Source organism: Pseudomonas sp. Ps21-P2, from assembly GCF_039672565.1.
Lineage (GTDB): Bacteria > Pseudomonadota > Gammaproteobacteria > Pseudomonadales > Pseudomonadaceae > Aquipseudomonas.
In genome coordinates this window covers 831,999-844,014 of sequence record NZ_JBDFPL010000002.1, presented here as the reverse complement: position 1 = coordinate 844,014, position 12,016 = coordinate 831,999, and the positions used below count along the sequence as shown (strand labels likewise).

Genomic DNA, 12,016 nt, shown 5'->3' with positions numbered 1-12,016 from the left:
ATCGGCGCTTTTGGTGGAAGGGGTGGGGCGAGGTCTCCCACGGTCTGTACTGTTACAGCAGTCAGATGCGAACTGTTCGTCCCACCACCCCTTCAAGTCTAACCATACAAGCGAGCTTGCTCGCGAAGACTGACGCTGAGTCACCGCAGAAAATAGCTGAATGCTCCAGCCTCTTCGTGAGCAAGCTCACTCCCACGAGTGCAGTGGTGTACCTGAGATGTTGAGTCAGCCCAGATCCTGTGGGAGCGAGCTTGCTCGCGAAGACTGATGCTGAGTCACCACAGACAATAGCTGAATGCCCACAGATCTTAGTGAGCAACCTCTTCCCAACAAAAAGCGCAGCTAACTCTCAGGCTGCAAGCGGGCATTTCGAGATCAGCTGAACTGCGAGGCCAGTTCGCGCAACAGCACTTCGGCCTCCAGCACTTTCTTCACGACGTCCTGAGCTTTCTCGCGAGAGAGCTTCAGGCGCTCGAGCAGTTCGTCCGGAATACCTTCCAGAGGGCCGGAGCCGATGCCTTCCTTGCGCAGCAGCCTCACCGCCAGGCATACCAGGTTTGCATACTTGTGATGCTCACCTGCGTAGTGCGGGTCGTGCTGAAAGCGCAGGGCGATGACCAGCTCCTCCGGCATGTCCCAGTTGCGCATCAGCCAGGAGCCGATCTGCTCGCGGCTGATGCCCAGCAGATGCTGTTCGACATAGCTGTGATGCAGGTGCGGATTGACTTCGATCTGGCGGCAGATCAGCGAAAAGTGCGGCGGAAACACATGCGCCAGCAGCAGATAACCGAAGTTGTGCAGCAAACCGGCGAGGTAGGTCAGGCCACTTTCCGGGCGCTCGGCACGGGGCATCGCGCGGGTCAGGCCTTCGATGATCGCAGCCGTGTAGATCGACTGCTGCCAGTAAGGCGTCGCCTGCTGCGGATGATCCTTGGGCAACGCCAGGGTTTTGCCCAGCGCCAGACCGAGCGCCAGATTGATCACCAGATCAAAACCCAGCACGCGAACGATGGCGTCTTCCACCGAACGGATTTTGCCGGCTGAACCGTAATACGGAGAGGCCGCCCAGCTCACCACCTGGGCCGCCAATGCCGGATCGGTTTCGACTACGCCGGTGATGTCGTCGATGGTCGCGTCCGGGTCGACACGCAGCTTGATAATCTTCTGCGCCGTGTCGGCCAGCGGCGGGATTTCCACCGTGGACTCCAGGCGCTGCTGAATGCGTCGGGCGGTGAAGTTCTGAACGGCTTTGGTGATCTCCTCGCGGTCGTCATCGGGACGCGTGAGGTTAGGGGTGACCGACGTCACCGGTTCGCCAAAGCGGGCAGCGCTTGCCTTGGTCAACAGCGTTTTGAAATCCTCGCTGCTGATTTCCAGCAAGAGGCCCGGCTCGCCGGAGTCGATCAGCACGGCAGGGCCAGACAGAATTCGCTCCTCATACAGACAAGGCGAGCTGGTCAGTGCAGGCAGGCCGGGCAACGTGCCGAGCTTGTGTTTTTGCAGCATGAGCTCAAGCGACTCTTTCGGAACCGCTTTCAATTTGCGGCCGGTCAACTCGGTGATGCGGTTGAGGTCCAGCAATTGGTTTTGCGGAAACAGGATAAACAGCGCGCCAACGGAGTCATCGACCAGAATGGCCTGAACCTTCTGGGCAGGCGGCAGAGACTCATCGTCAGTTACTTCACGGAAGTTGAGTTTGCCCAGCAACTGCCGAATGACAGAAGGGCAGTGTGGGCTTGTGTCGATGTGGGCAACTTCTGTCATGGCCTGTATCCAGATTCCTACAATCGCTGAAGTATAACCAGCTTAGTTGTTATAGAGGTGAGACACCCTGTTATTGCGTTGACTGCTTCACACTTGCCCGTATTGCTGGCCATGGCGCAACCAGCGTTCCAGCAGGGGACTGACATGGTGCGGCCAGCGTTCAAGCAGTGCCTGGGCCGCGTCCCTGACCGCAGGCAGCAAATCTGCATCGCGCATCAGGTCAGCAACCTTGAACTGCAGCAGCCCTGTCTGACGCGTGCCGAGCATCTCGCCTGGCCCACGCAGCTCCAGATCTTTTTCAGCGATGACGAAGCCGTCGTTGGTTTCACGCATGATGCCCAGCCGCTGACGACCGATCTGCGAAAGTGGCGGGTGGTACAGCAGCACGCAATGGCTGGCCGCGCTGCCCCGGCCGACCCGACCGCGCAATTGATGCAGCTGCGCCAGGCCCAGGCGTTCCGGGTTTTCGATGATCATCAGGCTGGCATTGGGAACGTCCACGCCGACCTCGATCACCGTCGTTGCAATCAGCAGATTCAGATTGCCCTGCTTGAACTCGGCCATGACGGCGGCTTTTTCGGCGGGCTTCATGCGCCCGTGAATCAGGCCGACCTTGAGCTCGCCCAGCGCGCTGGTCAGTTCCTCGAACGTGGTTTCAGCGGCCTGGCATGTCAGCTCCTCGGACTCCTCGATCAGCGTGCACACCCAGTACGCCTGCCGGCCTTCGGCGCACGCATTGCGTACACGCTCGACGACTTCGATCCGTCGGCTGTCGACCACCAACACGGTGTTCACCGGCGTACGCCCAGGTGGCAGTTCGTCCAGGATCGACGTGTCGAGGTCGGCGTAGGCGCTCATCGCCAGCGTGCGTGGAATGGGGGTGGCGGTCATGATCAATTGGTGTGGGCACATCGAGCCGCCGACGCCTTTCTTGCGCAGGGCCAGACGTTGCTGAACACCGAAACGGTGCTGTTCGTCGATGATGACCAGCGCGAGATTCCTGAACTGCACTTCGTCCTGGAACAGCGCGTGGGTGCCGACCACCATCGGTGTGCCGCCGGCAATCTGCGCCAGGGATGCCGCCCGCGCCTTGCCCTTGAGTTTGCCCGCGAGCCAGGCCGTCTCTATGCCGAGAGGCTCCAGCCAGCGGGTGAAATTGATGAAATGCTGCTCGGCAAGAATCTCCGTGGGCGCCATCAGTGCAACCTGATAGCCAGCCTCCAGCGCCTGCAACGCCGCGAGTGCTGCAACGACCGTTTTGCCAGCGCCTACGTCGCCCTGAATCAGCCGCAGCATCGGCTCGTTCTGACTGAGGTCGTAGGCGATCTCATTGCCGACGCGCTGCTGCGCACCTGTGGGCGGGAATCCGAGGTTGGCGAGGAATTGCTTCGGCAGGCGTTTCGCCGGAGGCAATGCAGGCGCGCGTTGCGAGCGCAGGCTTTCACGCAGGCGTTGCTGGGAAAGCTGGTGCGTCAGCAACTCTTCAAATGCCAGTCGGTGCTGCGCCCAGTGATGGCCCAGCGCGAGCTCTTCGACGTCAGCATCGGCAGGCGGGTTGTGCAGGTAATGAATGGCCTCAGCCAGGGGCGCGAGTTGATAGTCGCGCGCCAGCTCATCCGGCAGCCAGTCAGGCAGGCTTTTCGGGCCGAGCATCGACAGGCTCTGCTGACACAATTGCCGCAGGCGCTGCTGGGTGAGGCCTTCGGTCGTGGGATAGATCGGTGTCAGCGTCTGCTCGACAGCCACCGGCTCATCGCCGGTGATCGCGCGGTATTCAGGGTGATAGATCTCAAGCCCCGAAGCGCCGGGCCGGGCTTCGCCGTAACAGCGCACATGGGTACCGCGCTTGAGGCCGTCCTTCTGCGCGTTGCTGAAGTGGTAAAAGCGCAGGCTCAACACGCCGGTGCCGTCGCCGATCCTGACCAGCAAACTGCGGCGCTTGCCCATCACCACGTCGGCGCCGCTGACCACGCCCTCGACCACCGCGTCCTGGCCCGGGCGCAATTCGCCGATGGGCACGACGCGAGTCCTGTCCTGATAACGCAACGGCAGGTGAAACAGCACGTCTTGAATGTTCTCAAGACCGACTTTCGCCAGCTTTTCAGCCATTGCCTCACCGACGCCTTTTAGCGCCGTGACCGAGACATGAGACAGCTCCGTCATACCGTCCCTTAACTCGCTTCAGCCTGAGCTTTCGGACGAGCGACGGAACACAGACGAATCGAATCAGCGAGGATTTCGATGGCTTTCGGACGCGGGAAGCTGGCACGCCAGGCGATTGCCACAGTGCGGAATGGTACTGGCGGCGACAGCGGACGGACTTCGATCACGCCGGGTGCGTAGTGATGGCTGTCGACAGCGGACATCGGCAGGATGGAAATACCCAGTCCTGAAGCGACCATGTGCCGAATGGTTTCCAGCGAGCTGGACTCCACCGTGGTGTGCTTGGCAGCATCGCCGCCCTTAACCAGCGTCGGACAGGCTTCGAGCACCTGATCGCGGAAGCAATGACCTTCGCCCAGCAACAGCAGGCTCTTGTCGTTCAGTGCCGAGGCATCAATGGTCTTTTTCTGGGTCCATGGATGATCGGCAGGCATCAGTACGTAGAACGGCTCGTCGTACAGTGACAGCGTCAGGACATCAGCCTCGTTGAACGGCAGGGCGATGATGATCGCGTCGAGCTCGCCATTGCGCAGCTTGTCGCGCAGCACGTGGGTGAAGTTTTCCTCGATGTACAACGGCATCTGCGGGGCGACCCGGTGCAGTTGGGGAATCAGGTGAGGAAAAAGATACGGGCCGACGGTGTAGATCGCGCCGACTTTAAGCGGCGCGGTCAGCTGGTTCTTGCCGGTCTGGGCCAGTTCACGAATGCCTTGGGCCTGTTCGAGGACTTTCTGCGCCTGAGCCACGATGCCCTCGCCAACCGGGGTCAGACGTACGGCACTCTTGCTGCGCTCGAAAATCAGCACACCGAGTTCATCTTCCAGCTTCTTGACGCCCACCGACAAGGTCGGCTGGCTGACGTGACAGCGTTCAGCGGCATGGCCGAAATGCTGCTCTTGAGCGAGGGTAACGATGTAGCGCAATTCTGTGAGGGTCATAACGTGCGTCCATGAAGTTGCGGCCCCAGCATAGCGGGTGCAATCGATAGACGCACGTTATCAACCCGTCGCGGCTGACAAAATTCTGGTTTCAGCGTTTATCCAGGGAATAAACGAAGGGAGCGACCACTTCCAGCGACCCGTTCTTCAGCAATTCCGGCGGCGGCTTGGGCAATGGCTGCGCGCGGCGGATCATTTCCAGCGTCGCTCGATCCAGTGATGCGCTGCCCGAGCCTCCGGCCAGTTCATAGGACAACACGCGGCCTTCGCCATCGACTACGAAGCGCAGACGACTGGTGCCCTGCATGCCCCGACGTCGAGCATCTTCCGGGTACCGCTTGAACTTGCTCAGGTGACTCAGCAATTCACCCTGCCAAGTAGGTAATGCATTGCTTGGCGGCGTGGGCGGAGCAGGTTGCGGCGACGCTGACTTCTCCGGCTTGGCGTTGGACGGCGGGGCGTCCAGCGGCTTGTCGTCGGCTGGCTTTTCTTCCTTCGGCGGCTCGACCTTTTTCACAGGTTTTGGCGGCTGTGGTTTGGGCTTGGGCTTGACCGGCTTGGGTACGGCGATCTCGGCCTTGGGCGCTTCGGCGACTGGCGGAATCGGCAGTTGTTCTTCAGGCGCAGGCGGCTGCGGCGGTTGCACGACTTTTGGCGGTGGCGGCGGGGCGGGCTCGGGAGCAGGCGCCAGCTCGACCATCATCGCGGCCGGCGGCAGCTCGATGGCCTGCGAGGAGGGCCAGCGCAATGCGACGACAATCGCCACGGCATGGACCGCCAGCACCAACAACAGGCTACCGCTATAGCGCGTCAGCTTTTGGCGCGTATTGATCATTTCTTGCCGACCGTCTCGAGACCCACCAGGCCCACCTTAAGGTAGCCAGCGCCGCGCAGGGCGTTCATGACGTCCATCAGGTCGCCGTAGTCGACGCCCTTGTCGGCCTGGAAGAAGATCGTGGTGTCTTTCTTGCCTTTGGTCTTGGCATCCAGCACCTGACCGATCTGCTCGCGGGCCACTTTTTCATCGCCCAGGTACAGGCTCTGGTCGGCTTTCACGCTCAGGAAAATCGGCTTCTCGGGTCGAGGCACCGGCTTGGCGGTAGAGGCAGGCAGGTCAACTTTGATGTCTACGGTTGCCAGCGGGGCGGCAACCATGAAGATGATCAGCAGGACCAGCATGACGTCGATGAACGGCGTCACGTTGATTTCGTGGTTCTCGGCGAGCTCGTCGTCGCCTTCCTTCAAATGCAGGCCCATGGTTTACCCCATCTTTACCATGTGCGGCGATTGGCTGCGCTCGACCGCAGGCTGGTGATCCAGATCGCGACTGACCAGCAATAGAACCTGCGCCGAAGCGTCGGACACTTGCGCCTTGTAGCCGGCAATGGAGCGGGCGAAGACGTTGTAGATGACGACGGCGGGAATCGCGGCAACCAGACCCAGTGCGGTGGCCAGCAAGGCCTCGGCGATGCCCGGCGCCACGACAGCCAGGTTGGTGGTCTGGGTTTTGGCTATGCCGATAAAGCTGTTCATGATCCCCCATACGGTGCCAAACAGGCCCACAAACGGCGCAGTCGAGCCGATGGTGGCCAACACGCCGGTGCCCATGCTCATGTTGCGGCCGCAGGCGGCGACCAGGCGTTCAAGGCGGAAAGCGACGCGCTCCTTGATGCCTTCCCGTTCGCGGGTGTTGACCGACAGGCGCATCTCTTCCAGTGCGTCGTGCACCAGCAAATGGGAAAGGGTGCCTTCTTTCTTCGACCCTGCGCTGGCTTCGTCCAGGTTGCGTGCACGTTTCAGCGCAGCGATTTCGCTCCGCAGACGACGCTTGGCGCCCAGCAGTTCGAAGCCCTTGGCGATCCAGATGGTCCAGGTAATGACCGATGCGATGGCCAGACCGATCATCACGGCTTTGACGATGATGTCCGCGTTCTTGTACATACCCCAGGGCGAGAGGTCGTGGGACATGCCCAGGCTGTTATCTTCCGCAGCGGCATCAAGCGACTCAGCCGGAGCAGATGCCGGGGTCAGTTCTTGAACGCCTGGCGTTGTCGCAGGGTCAACCGGAGTGGCGGTTGGCGCCTCGGCCTGTACGGCGGGCTTTTGTACGGGAGCGTTGGAGTCGGCGAGCGCTATGGGCGTCAACATCAGGCTGAACAGCAGCGCGGCAATGGCGCGTCCTGCGCGTGGCAGACCTCGGTTGGCAATGGACGAAGCGGGGGTTTGAATAGATGTCATGCTGGCCCGACCTGATATGAAAATAGGTGTTCGTTCTGAGAGCGTCACGCTGGCGCGAGGCGAGCGGAGGAGAACAAAGGGCCGTCATTATTGCAAGTAATTCTTGTTAACAAAAGTAAGAGCGTCTCTTTTTTCATGAGAATGCGTCCCAATGGTCGGTTTTACAGCCCGCTTTACAGGCTTAAATTCAACAAGTGATGTGGAGATTGGACATGTCAGCACCATCCGTTTTGATTGCTGGATGTGGCGATATCGGGAGCCGACTGGCCTCCCAACTTATGCCCGATGACTGGACCGTGTACGGCCTGCGCCGCTCGGTAGAGAAACTGCCCAGCGGCGTGCTAGGCGTCAGCGGCGATCTTTTCGACCCCCGCATTCCCGCTCACTGGCCGGAAGGGCGACTGGATTACCTGGTCTACTGCGCCACACCTACTGACCGGGATGAGGCGGGTTACCGCGCGGCTTATGTCGAAGGCCTTCGGCACGTGCTGGGCTGGAGCGAGCGCAGCGGACAGAGGCCGAAGCGGATGTTGTTCGTGTCCAGCAGCAGCGTCTATGGCCAGCAGCACGGCGAGTGGGTTGATGAAACGTCGCCTGTCGAAGCGACCGGGTACTCAGGCCAGGTCATGCGCGAAGCTGAACAAGTGGCGTTGGACAGCGGTGTGCCAGCTACCATCGTCAGGCTGACCGGGATTTACGGCCCGGGACGCAGTGATCTGATGAACCGTGTACGTCAGGGCTACAGTGTTGCAACTGATCCGCCCCTGTATGGCAACCGTATTCATGCTGATGACGCGGCCGGGCTGCTGGCGTTTTTGCTGCGTGCGGCTGCAGACGATGTAGCGCTGGAAGACTGTTATATCGGCGTTGACGATGCGCCCGCGCCGCTGGCCGAAGTGGTCGACTGGATGCGTCAGCGTCTGGGCGTCACAGAGTGGTCGGATGAGCACAACGTGCGCCGCGCCGGCAGCAAGCGCTGTAGCAACGCCCGCGCCAAAGCGCTGGGCTGGACGCTGCGTTATGCGACTTATAAAGAAGGGTATGAGGCGATGCTGGCAGACCAGCCGAACTAGCTCGCTTTGGCGCCGATTGGTAGGACCGGCTTTAGCCGGGAAGGCGTCAGGTTAACAACCGGAAAATTGAGGTTGTATGGACTGGCCTCTTCCCGGCTGAAGCCGGTCCTACCCTGCGTATGCGATAGTCAGTTCTTCTCAAGCACCCAGCGCTTCTCGCCCGGGCGCAGGTCAGGCATTTCAGTTGCCTGGGCGTTGTTCACCGCCTGGAACAACTCCAGCTGTTTGCCGTTGCGAACGAAAATCCACGGGTTACCGCGCTCGTTCTTCTCCAGCCACATGCTGTCGTATTCACCGCTCATGGCCGCGCAGTCGCCGGCCAGGCACAGTGCGTAGCGATCATTACCTGGCAGGCCGCTGACGCTGCCGTCTGGCAGGAATTCAACCGTGCTGCCCTGACCGTCGCCATTGACGATGGTCCACTTGCCACCAAGGTAGGCGGTGTAGAGCGCGCGCTCAAAGCTGGTGCCGGGTTGCGCGCCGGCCGGTGGGGCTTCTTTCGGCGAGCGGAAATGCTGCTCAGGCCCGGTGTCGCTGGCGCGTTGCACCAGCTCATCGCCCTTGATGGTCAGCTCATCAGACGCATTGCCGTAGAAGTCGACGCGCAGCTTGCCGTCGGCATTGCTGGCGATCTTGCCTTCACTCAGCTCGAAGCCGTTTGAAGCAGTGGCTTGTCCGGCCTTGGTGTTGATGTTCCATTCCAGATTCGGGCCGTAGGCCAGCAGCGCCTGACGCAGGTTGCCGCCTTGGGCTGCCGCGTCGATGGCCGCCTGGTTGATCCAGGTGCCGTCCGGGCTTTTGTCGGAGTGGCTGGCGCAGCCGCTGAGCAGTGCGACCAGCAGCGAGAGGGCAAACGCAACGCGCATGGGCGGAGTCCTTCCTTTTCTGAGGAGGCGGAGCGTGCTTGTGCTCCGCACCGGGATTTACTCGATGACCAGAATGGCGTCCATTTCGACTTGAGCGCCACGCGGCAGCGCAGCCACGCCAATGGCGGCGCGCGCCGGGTACGGCTGTTCGAAATATTTGCCCATGATCTCGTTGACCTTGGCGAAGTGGCTCAGGTCAGTGAGGAAGATATTCAGCTTGACGATGTCCTTGAACGAACCGCCTGCGGCTTCGGCCACCGCCTTCAGGTTTTCGAAGACCTGAACGGTCTGTGCTTCGAAGCCTTCGACCAGTTCCATGGTCTTCGGGTCCAGCGGAATCTGGCCCGACATGTAGACGGTGTTGCCCGCTTTGATTGCCTGGGAGTAGGTGCCGATGGCGGCGGGGGCTTTGTCGCTGGAGATGACGGTCTTGCTCATGAAAAACTCCTGTTTGCGGTTTGACTACGCGCGCATACGGGTGATGCGGATCACGCCGGCCAGGGCGCGCAGTTTCTTGATCACACGGGCCAGATGCACGCGGTCGTGCACGCTGACCACCAGTTGGACCACGCTGATGCGACCATCGCGTTCATCCATACTGATTTTTTCGATGTTGCCGTCCGCGGCGTTGACGCTGCTGGCAAGCAAGGCGATCAGGCCACGCTGGTGTTCCAGTTCGACGCGCAACTCAACGTTGAATTCGCCGGTGACGTCTTTGGCCCAGGACAGCTGAATGCACTTCTCGGGGTTGTGGCGGATTTCCGCGATGTTCCGACAGTTGTCCAGGTGCACGACCATGCCTTTGCCCGCGGACAGATGCCCGACGATCGGGTCGCCTGGAATCGGCGTGCAGCACTTGGCGTAGCTGAGGACGAGGCCCTCGGTGCCACGAATAGCCAGTGGACCTTCTGCGTTTGGCAGTTGATCGCCTTCACTGGCCAGCAATCGGCGAGCGACCACGTAAGCCATGCGGTTACCCAGGCCAATGTCTTCGAGCAGGTCTTCGATGACCTCGACCCGGTACTCGGCAAGGATCAGGCGCACCCGTTCGGCCGGAATTTTTTCCAGCGTGCTGTCGAAACCGTTGAGTACTTTGTTCAGCAGGCGTTCGCCGAGATTGATCGACTCCGATCGGCGCTGTAGTTTGAGCGCATGACGGATGTGCGTACGGGCCTTGCCGGTCACGACAAAGTTGAGCCAGGCCGGATTCGGACGTGCTCCCGGCGCACTCACAATCTCGACGGTCGAGCCGCTTTGCAGCGGTTCGGACAGCGGCGCCAGCCGGCGATTGATCCGGCAGGCGATGCAGCTGTTGCCAACGTCGGTGTGCACGGCATATGCGAAGTCCACCGCTGTGGAGCCTTTCGGCAGCTCCATGATTCGGCCCTTGGGCGTGAACACGTAGACCTCGTCCGGGAACAGGTCAATCTTCACACTTTCGATGAATTCCAGCGAGTTACCCGCACGCTGCTGCATTTCCAGCACGCCCTTGACCCACTGACGGGCCCGCGCGTGGGTGCTTTTCGGCTGTTCATCGCCAGATGATTTGTACAGCCAGTGCGCGGCGATGCCGTTGTTGGCCATCTCTTCCATTTCGCGGGTACGAATCTGGATTTCGATGGGCACGCCGTGCATCCCGAACAGGGTGGTGTGCAGCGATTGATAGCCGTTGGCTTTCGGGATCGCGATGTAATCCTTGAAGCGGCCGGGCAGCGGCTTGTACAAATTATGCACAGCGCCGAGCACGCGATAGCAGGTGTCGACCTTGTCAACGATGATCCTGAACGCGTAGACGTCCATGATCTCGTTGAAGGCTCGGCGCTTGCCGCGCATCTTTTTGTAGATGCCATACAGGTGCTTCTGACGACCGCTGACTTCGCCTTCGATGCCGTCAACGGCGAGGCAGTGGCTCAGCGACTCTTCGATTTTGTTGACCAGTTCCTTGCGGTTGCCGCGCGCGCGCTTGACCGCCTGGCCAATGCGCGAAGAGCGCATCGGGTACATCGCCTTGAAACCCAGGTCTTCGAATTCGATGCGCACGCTGTGCATGCCAAGACGATTGGCGATAGGGGCGTAGATTTCGAGGGTTTCTTTGGCGATGCGACGGCGCTTCTCTCCGGAAAGGACTTCCAGCGTGCGCATGTTGTGCAGGCGGTCGGCGAGCTTGACCAGAATCACACGGATGTCCCGCGCCATGGCCATCGCCATCTTCTGGAAGTTCTCGGCCTGAGCTTCGGCTTTGGTCTCGAAGTTCATCTGGGTCAGTTTGCTGACCCCGTCGACCAATTCGGCCACCGTTTCGCCAAACTGTGCGCAGAGCGCTTCTTTGGCGATGCCGGTGTCTTCGATCACGTCATGCAGCATGGCGGCCATCAGGCTCTGATGGTCCATGTGCATGTCGGCAAGAATATTGGCCACCGCCAGCGGATGCGTGACGTAGGCTTCGCCGCTGCGACGGCGTTGGCCGTCGTGGGCTTGTTCGGCGTAGAAGTACGCCCGGCGGACCAGATTGACCTGGTCTGCGCCGAGGTAGGTCGCGAGGCGATCGGCGAGGGCGTCTATGCTCGGCAAGATAAATCTCCTTGCCGAAGGCTGTGACCCTGCGCCTTGCTACGTCGACCAGGCATAGGCTTAGACGGCCTCGCTGGACTCGTCCTCGAATGCCGCGAACAGTGGTTCATCTTCAACGATTTCGGCTTCTGCGATAACAGCGTAATCCATCAGGCCTGCAGCGATTTCACGCAGGGCCACTACGGTAGGCTTGTCGTTTTCCCATGCCAGCTTTGGCTCTTTGCCACCGGTCGCCAGTTGACGCGAGCGCTTGGTGGCGAGCATGACCAGCTCAAAACGGTTATCTACATGTTCCAGGCAGTCTTCAACGGTCACGCGGGCCATGGGTATTCCTCGTAGCAAATGCGATATGCGCGGTGCCCGAATGGGCGAGCGGACTCGACAGTCTAAAAAATCACCAGCG

The 12,016-nt window shown here is 60.6% G+C and carries 11 protein-coding genes; 1 reads left to right on the top strand and 10 read right to left on the bottom strand.

Annotated elements, in window-relative coordinates:
- Positions 1 to 375 precede the first annotated feature (375 nt).
- The 6 genes from ABEH28_RS07630 to exbB all read right to left on the bottom strand — a co-directional run bounded on the left by ABEH28_RS07630 (position 376) and on the right by exbB (position 7,103).
- A complete protein-coding gene (locus tag ABEH28_RS07630) occupies positions 376 to 1,764 on the bottom strand; it encodes an HDOD domain-containing protein (protein WP_346629531.1) in 1,389 nt (462 codons plus the stop codon).
- 87 nt (positions 1,765 to 1,851) lie between these two features.
- Complete coding sequence (gene recG / locus ABEH28_RS07625) at positions 1,852 to 3,927, bottom strand: ATP-dependent DNA helicase RecG (RefSeq protein ID WP_192171468.1); 2,076 nt, start codon at positions 3,925 to 3,927, stop codon at positions 1,852 to 1,854.
- A gap of 8 nt (positions 3,928 to 3,935) precedes the next feature.
- Positions 3,936 to 4,865: a hydrogen peroxide-inducible genes activator gene (locus ABEH28_RS07620; RefSeq protein ID WP_065988216.1), complete on the bottom strand. Its 930-nt coding sequence runs from the start codon at positions 4,863 to 4,865 to the stop codon at positions 3,936 to 3,938.
- A 91-nt stretch (positions 4,866 to 4,956) separates the two neighbouring features.
- Entirely contained in the window at positions 4,957 to 5,700 is a 744-nt protein-coding gene (locus tag ABEH28_RS07615) for an energy transducer TonB (RefSeq protein ID WP_192171467.1), read from the bottom strand.
- On the bottom strand, positions 5,697 to 6,122 hold the full coding sequence (gene exbD, locus ABEH28_RS07610) for a TonB system transport protein ExbD (RefSeq protein ID WP_133773871.1): 426 nt from the start codon (positions 6,120 to 6,122) through the stop codon (positions 5,697 to 5,699). The genes ABEH28_RS07615 and exbD overlap by 4 nt, the downstream gene beginning before the upstream one ends.
- A gap of 3 nt (positions 6,123 to 6,125) precedes the next feature.
- Positions 6,126 to 7,103 carry a tonB-system energizer ExbB gene (gene exbB / locus ABEH28_RS07605; RefSeq protein WP_282365385.1) on the bottom strand — a complete coding sequence of 326 codons (978 nt, stop codon included), beginning with the start codon at positions 7,101 to 7,103 and terminating at the stop codon, positions 6,126 to 6,128.
- A gap of 212 nt (positions 7,104 to 7,315) precedes the next feature.
- Here exbB and ABEH28_RS07600 point away from each other — a divergent pair, with 212 nt between their 5' ends.
- Positions 7,316 to 8,176 carry an NAD-dependent epimerase/dehydratase family protein gene (locus ABEH28_RS07600; RefSeq protein WP_346629530.1) on the top strand — a complete coding sequence of 287 codons (861 nt, stop codon included), beginning with the start codon at positions 7,316 to 7,318 and terminating at the stop codon, positions 8,174 to 8,176.
- Between the two features lie 128 nt (positions 8,177 to 8,304).
- Here the strand turns inward: ABEH28_RS07600 and ABEH28_RS07595 are convergent, their stop codons facing one another.
- The 4 genes from ABEH28_RS07595 to rpoZ are packed head-to-tail and all read right to left on the bottom strand — an operon-like array spanning position 8,305 to position 11,937.
- A complete protein-coding gene (locus ABEH28_RS07595; protein WP_192171464.1) occupies positions 8,305 to 9,042 on the bottom strand; it encodes a hypothetical protein in 738 nt (245 codons plus the stop codon).
- A 57-nt stretch (positions 9,043 to 9,099) separates the two neighbouring features.
- A complete protein-coding gene (locus ABEH28_RS07590) occupies positions 9,100 to 9,480 on the bottom strand; it encodes a RidA family protein (protein WP_065988223.1) in 381 nt (126 codons plus the stop codon).
- A 24-nt stretch (positions 9,481 to 9,504) separates the two neighbouring features.
- The gene (gene spoT, locus ABEH28_RS07585) at positions 9,505 to 11,613 is read right to left on the bottom strand and encodes a bifunctional GTP diphosphokinase/guanosine-3',5'-bis pyrophosphate 3'-pyrophosphohydrolase (RefSeq protein WP_192171463.1); all 2,109 of its coding nucleotides are present in this window, start codon (positions 11,611 to 11,613) and stop codon (positions 9,505 to 9,507) included.
- Positions 11,614 to 11,673: 60 nt separating this feature from the next.
- Positions 11,674 to 11,937 (bottom strand): DNA-directed RNA polymerase subunit omega, encoded by a 264-nt coding sequence (gene rpoZ, locus ABEH28_RS07580; protein ID WP_025257879.1) that lies wholly within the window; start codon positions 11,935 to 11,937, stop codon positions 11,674 to 11,676.
- Between the last annotated feature and the right edge of the window lie 79 nt (positions 11,938 to 12,016).

What these genes read in the sequence shown, in the direction of transcription:
- rpoZ (WP_025257879.1), bottom strand. Translation starts at nt 11,937, where the DNA reads ATGGCCCGCGTGACCGTTGAAGACTGCCTGGAACATGTAGATAACCGT.
- ABEH28_RS07620 (WP_065988216.1), bottom strand. Translation starts at nt 4,865, where the DNA reads ATGACCCTCACAGAATTGCGCTACATCGTTACCCTCGCTCAAGAGCAG.
- ABEH28_RS07595 (WP_192171464.1), bottom strand. Translation starts at nt 9,042, where the DNA reads ATGCGCGTTGCGTTTGCCCTCTCGCTGCTGGTCGCACTGCTCAGCGGC.
- recG (WP_192171468.1), bottom strand. Translation starts at nt 3,927, where the DNA reads ATGACGGAGCTGTCTCATGTCTCGGTCACGGCGCTAAAAGGCGTCGGT.
- ABEH28_RS07600 (WP_346629530.1), top strand. Translation starts at nt 7,316, where the DNA reads ATGTCAGCACCATCCGTTTTGATTGCTGGATGTGGCGATATCGGGAGC.
- ABEH28_RS07630 (WP_346629531.1), bottom strand. Translation starts at nt 1,764, where the DNA reads ATGACAGAAGTTGCCCACATCGACACAAGCCCACACTGCCCTTCTGTC.
- ABEH28_RS07590 (WP_065988223.1), bottom strand. Translation starts at nt 9,480, where the DNA reads ATGAGCAAGACCGTCATCTCCAGCGACAAAGCCCCCGCCGCCATCGGC.
- ABEH28_RS07615 (WP_192171467.1), bottom strand. Translation starts at nt 5,700, where the DNA reads ATGATCAATACGCGCCAAAAGCTGACGCGCTATAGCGGTAGCCTGTTG.
- exbD (WP_133773871.1), bottom strand. Translation starts at nt 6,122, where the DNA reads ATGGGCCTGCATTTGAAGGAAGGCGACGACGAGCTCGCCGAGAACCAC.
- exbB (WP_282365385.1), bottom strand. Translation starts at nt 7,103, where the DNA reads ATGACATCTATTCAAACCCCCGCTTCGTCCATTGCCAACCGAGGTCTG.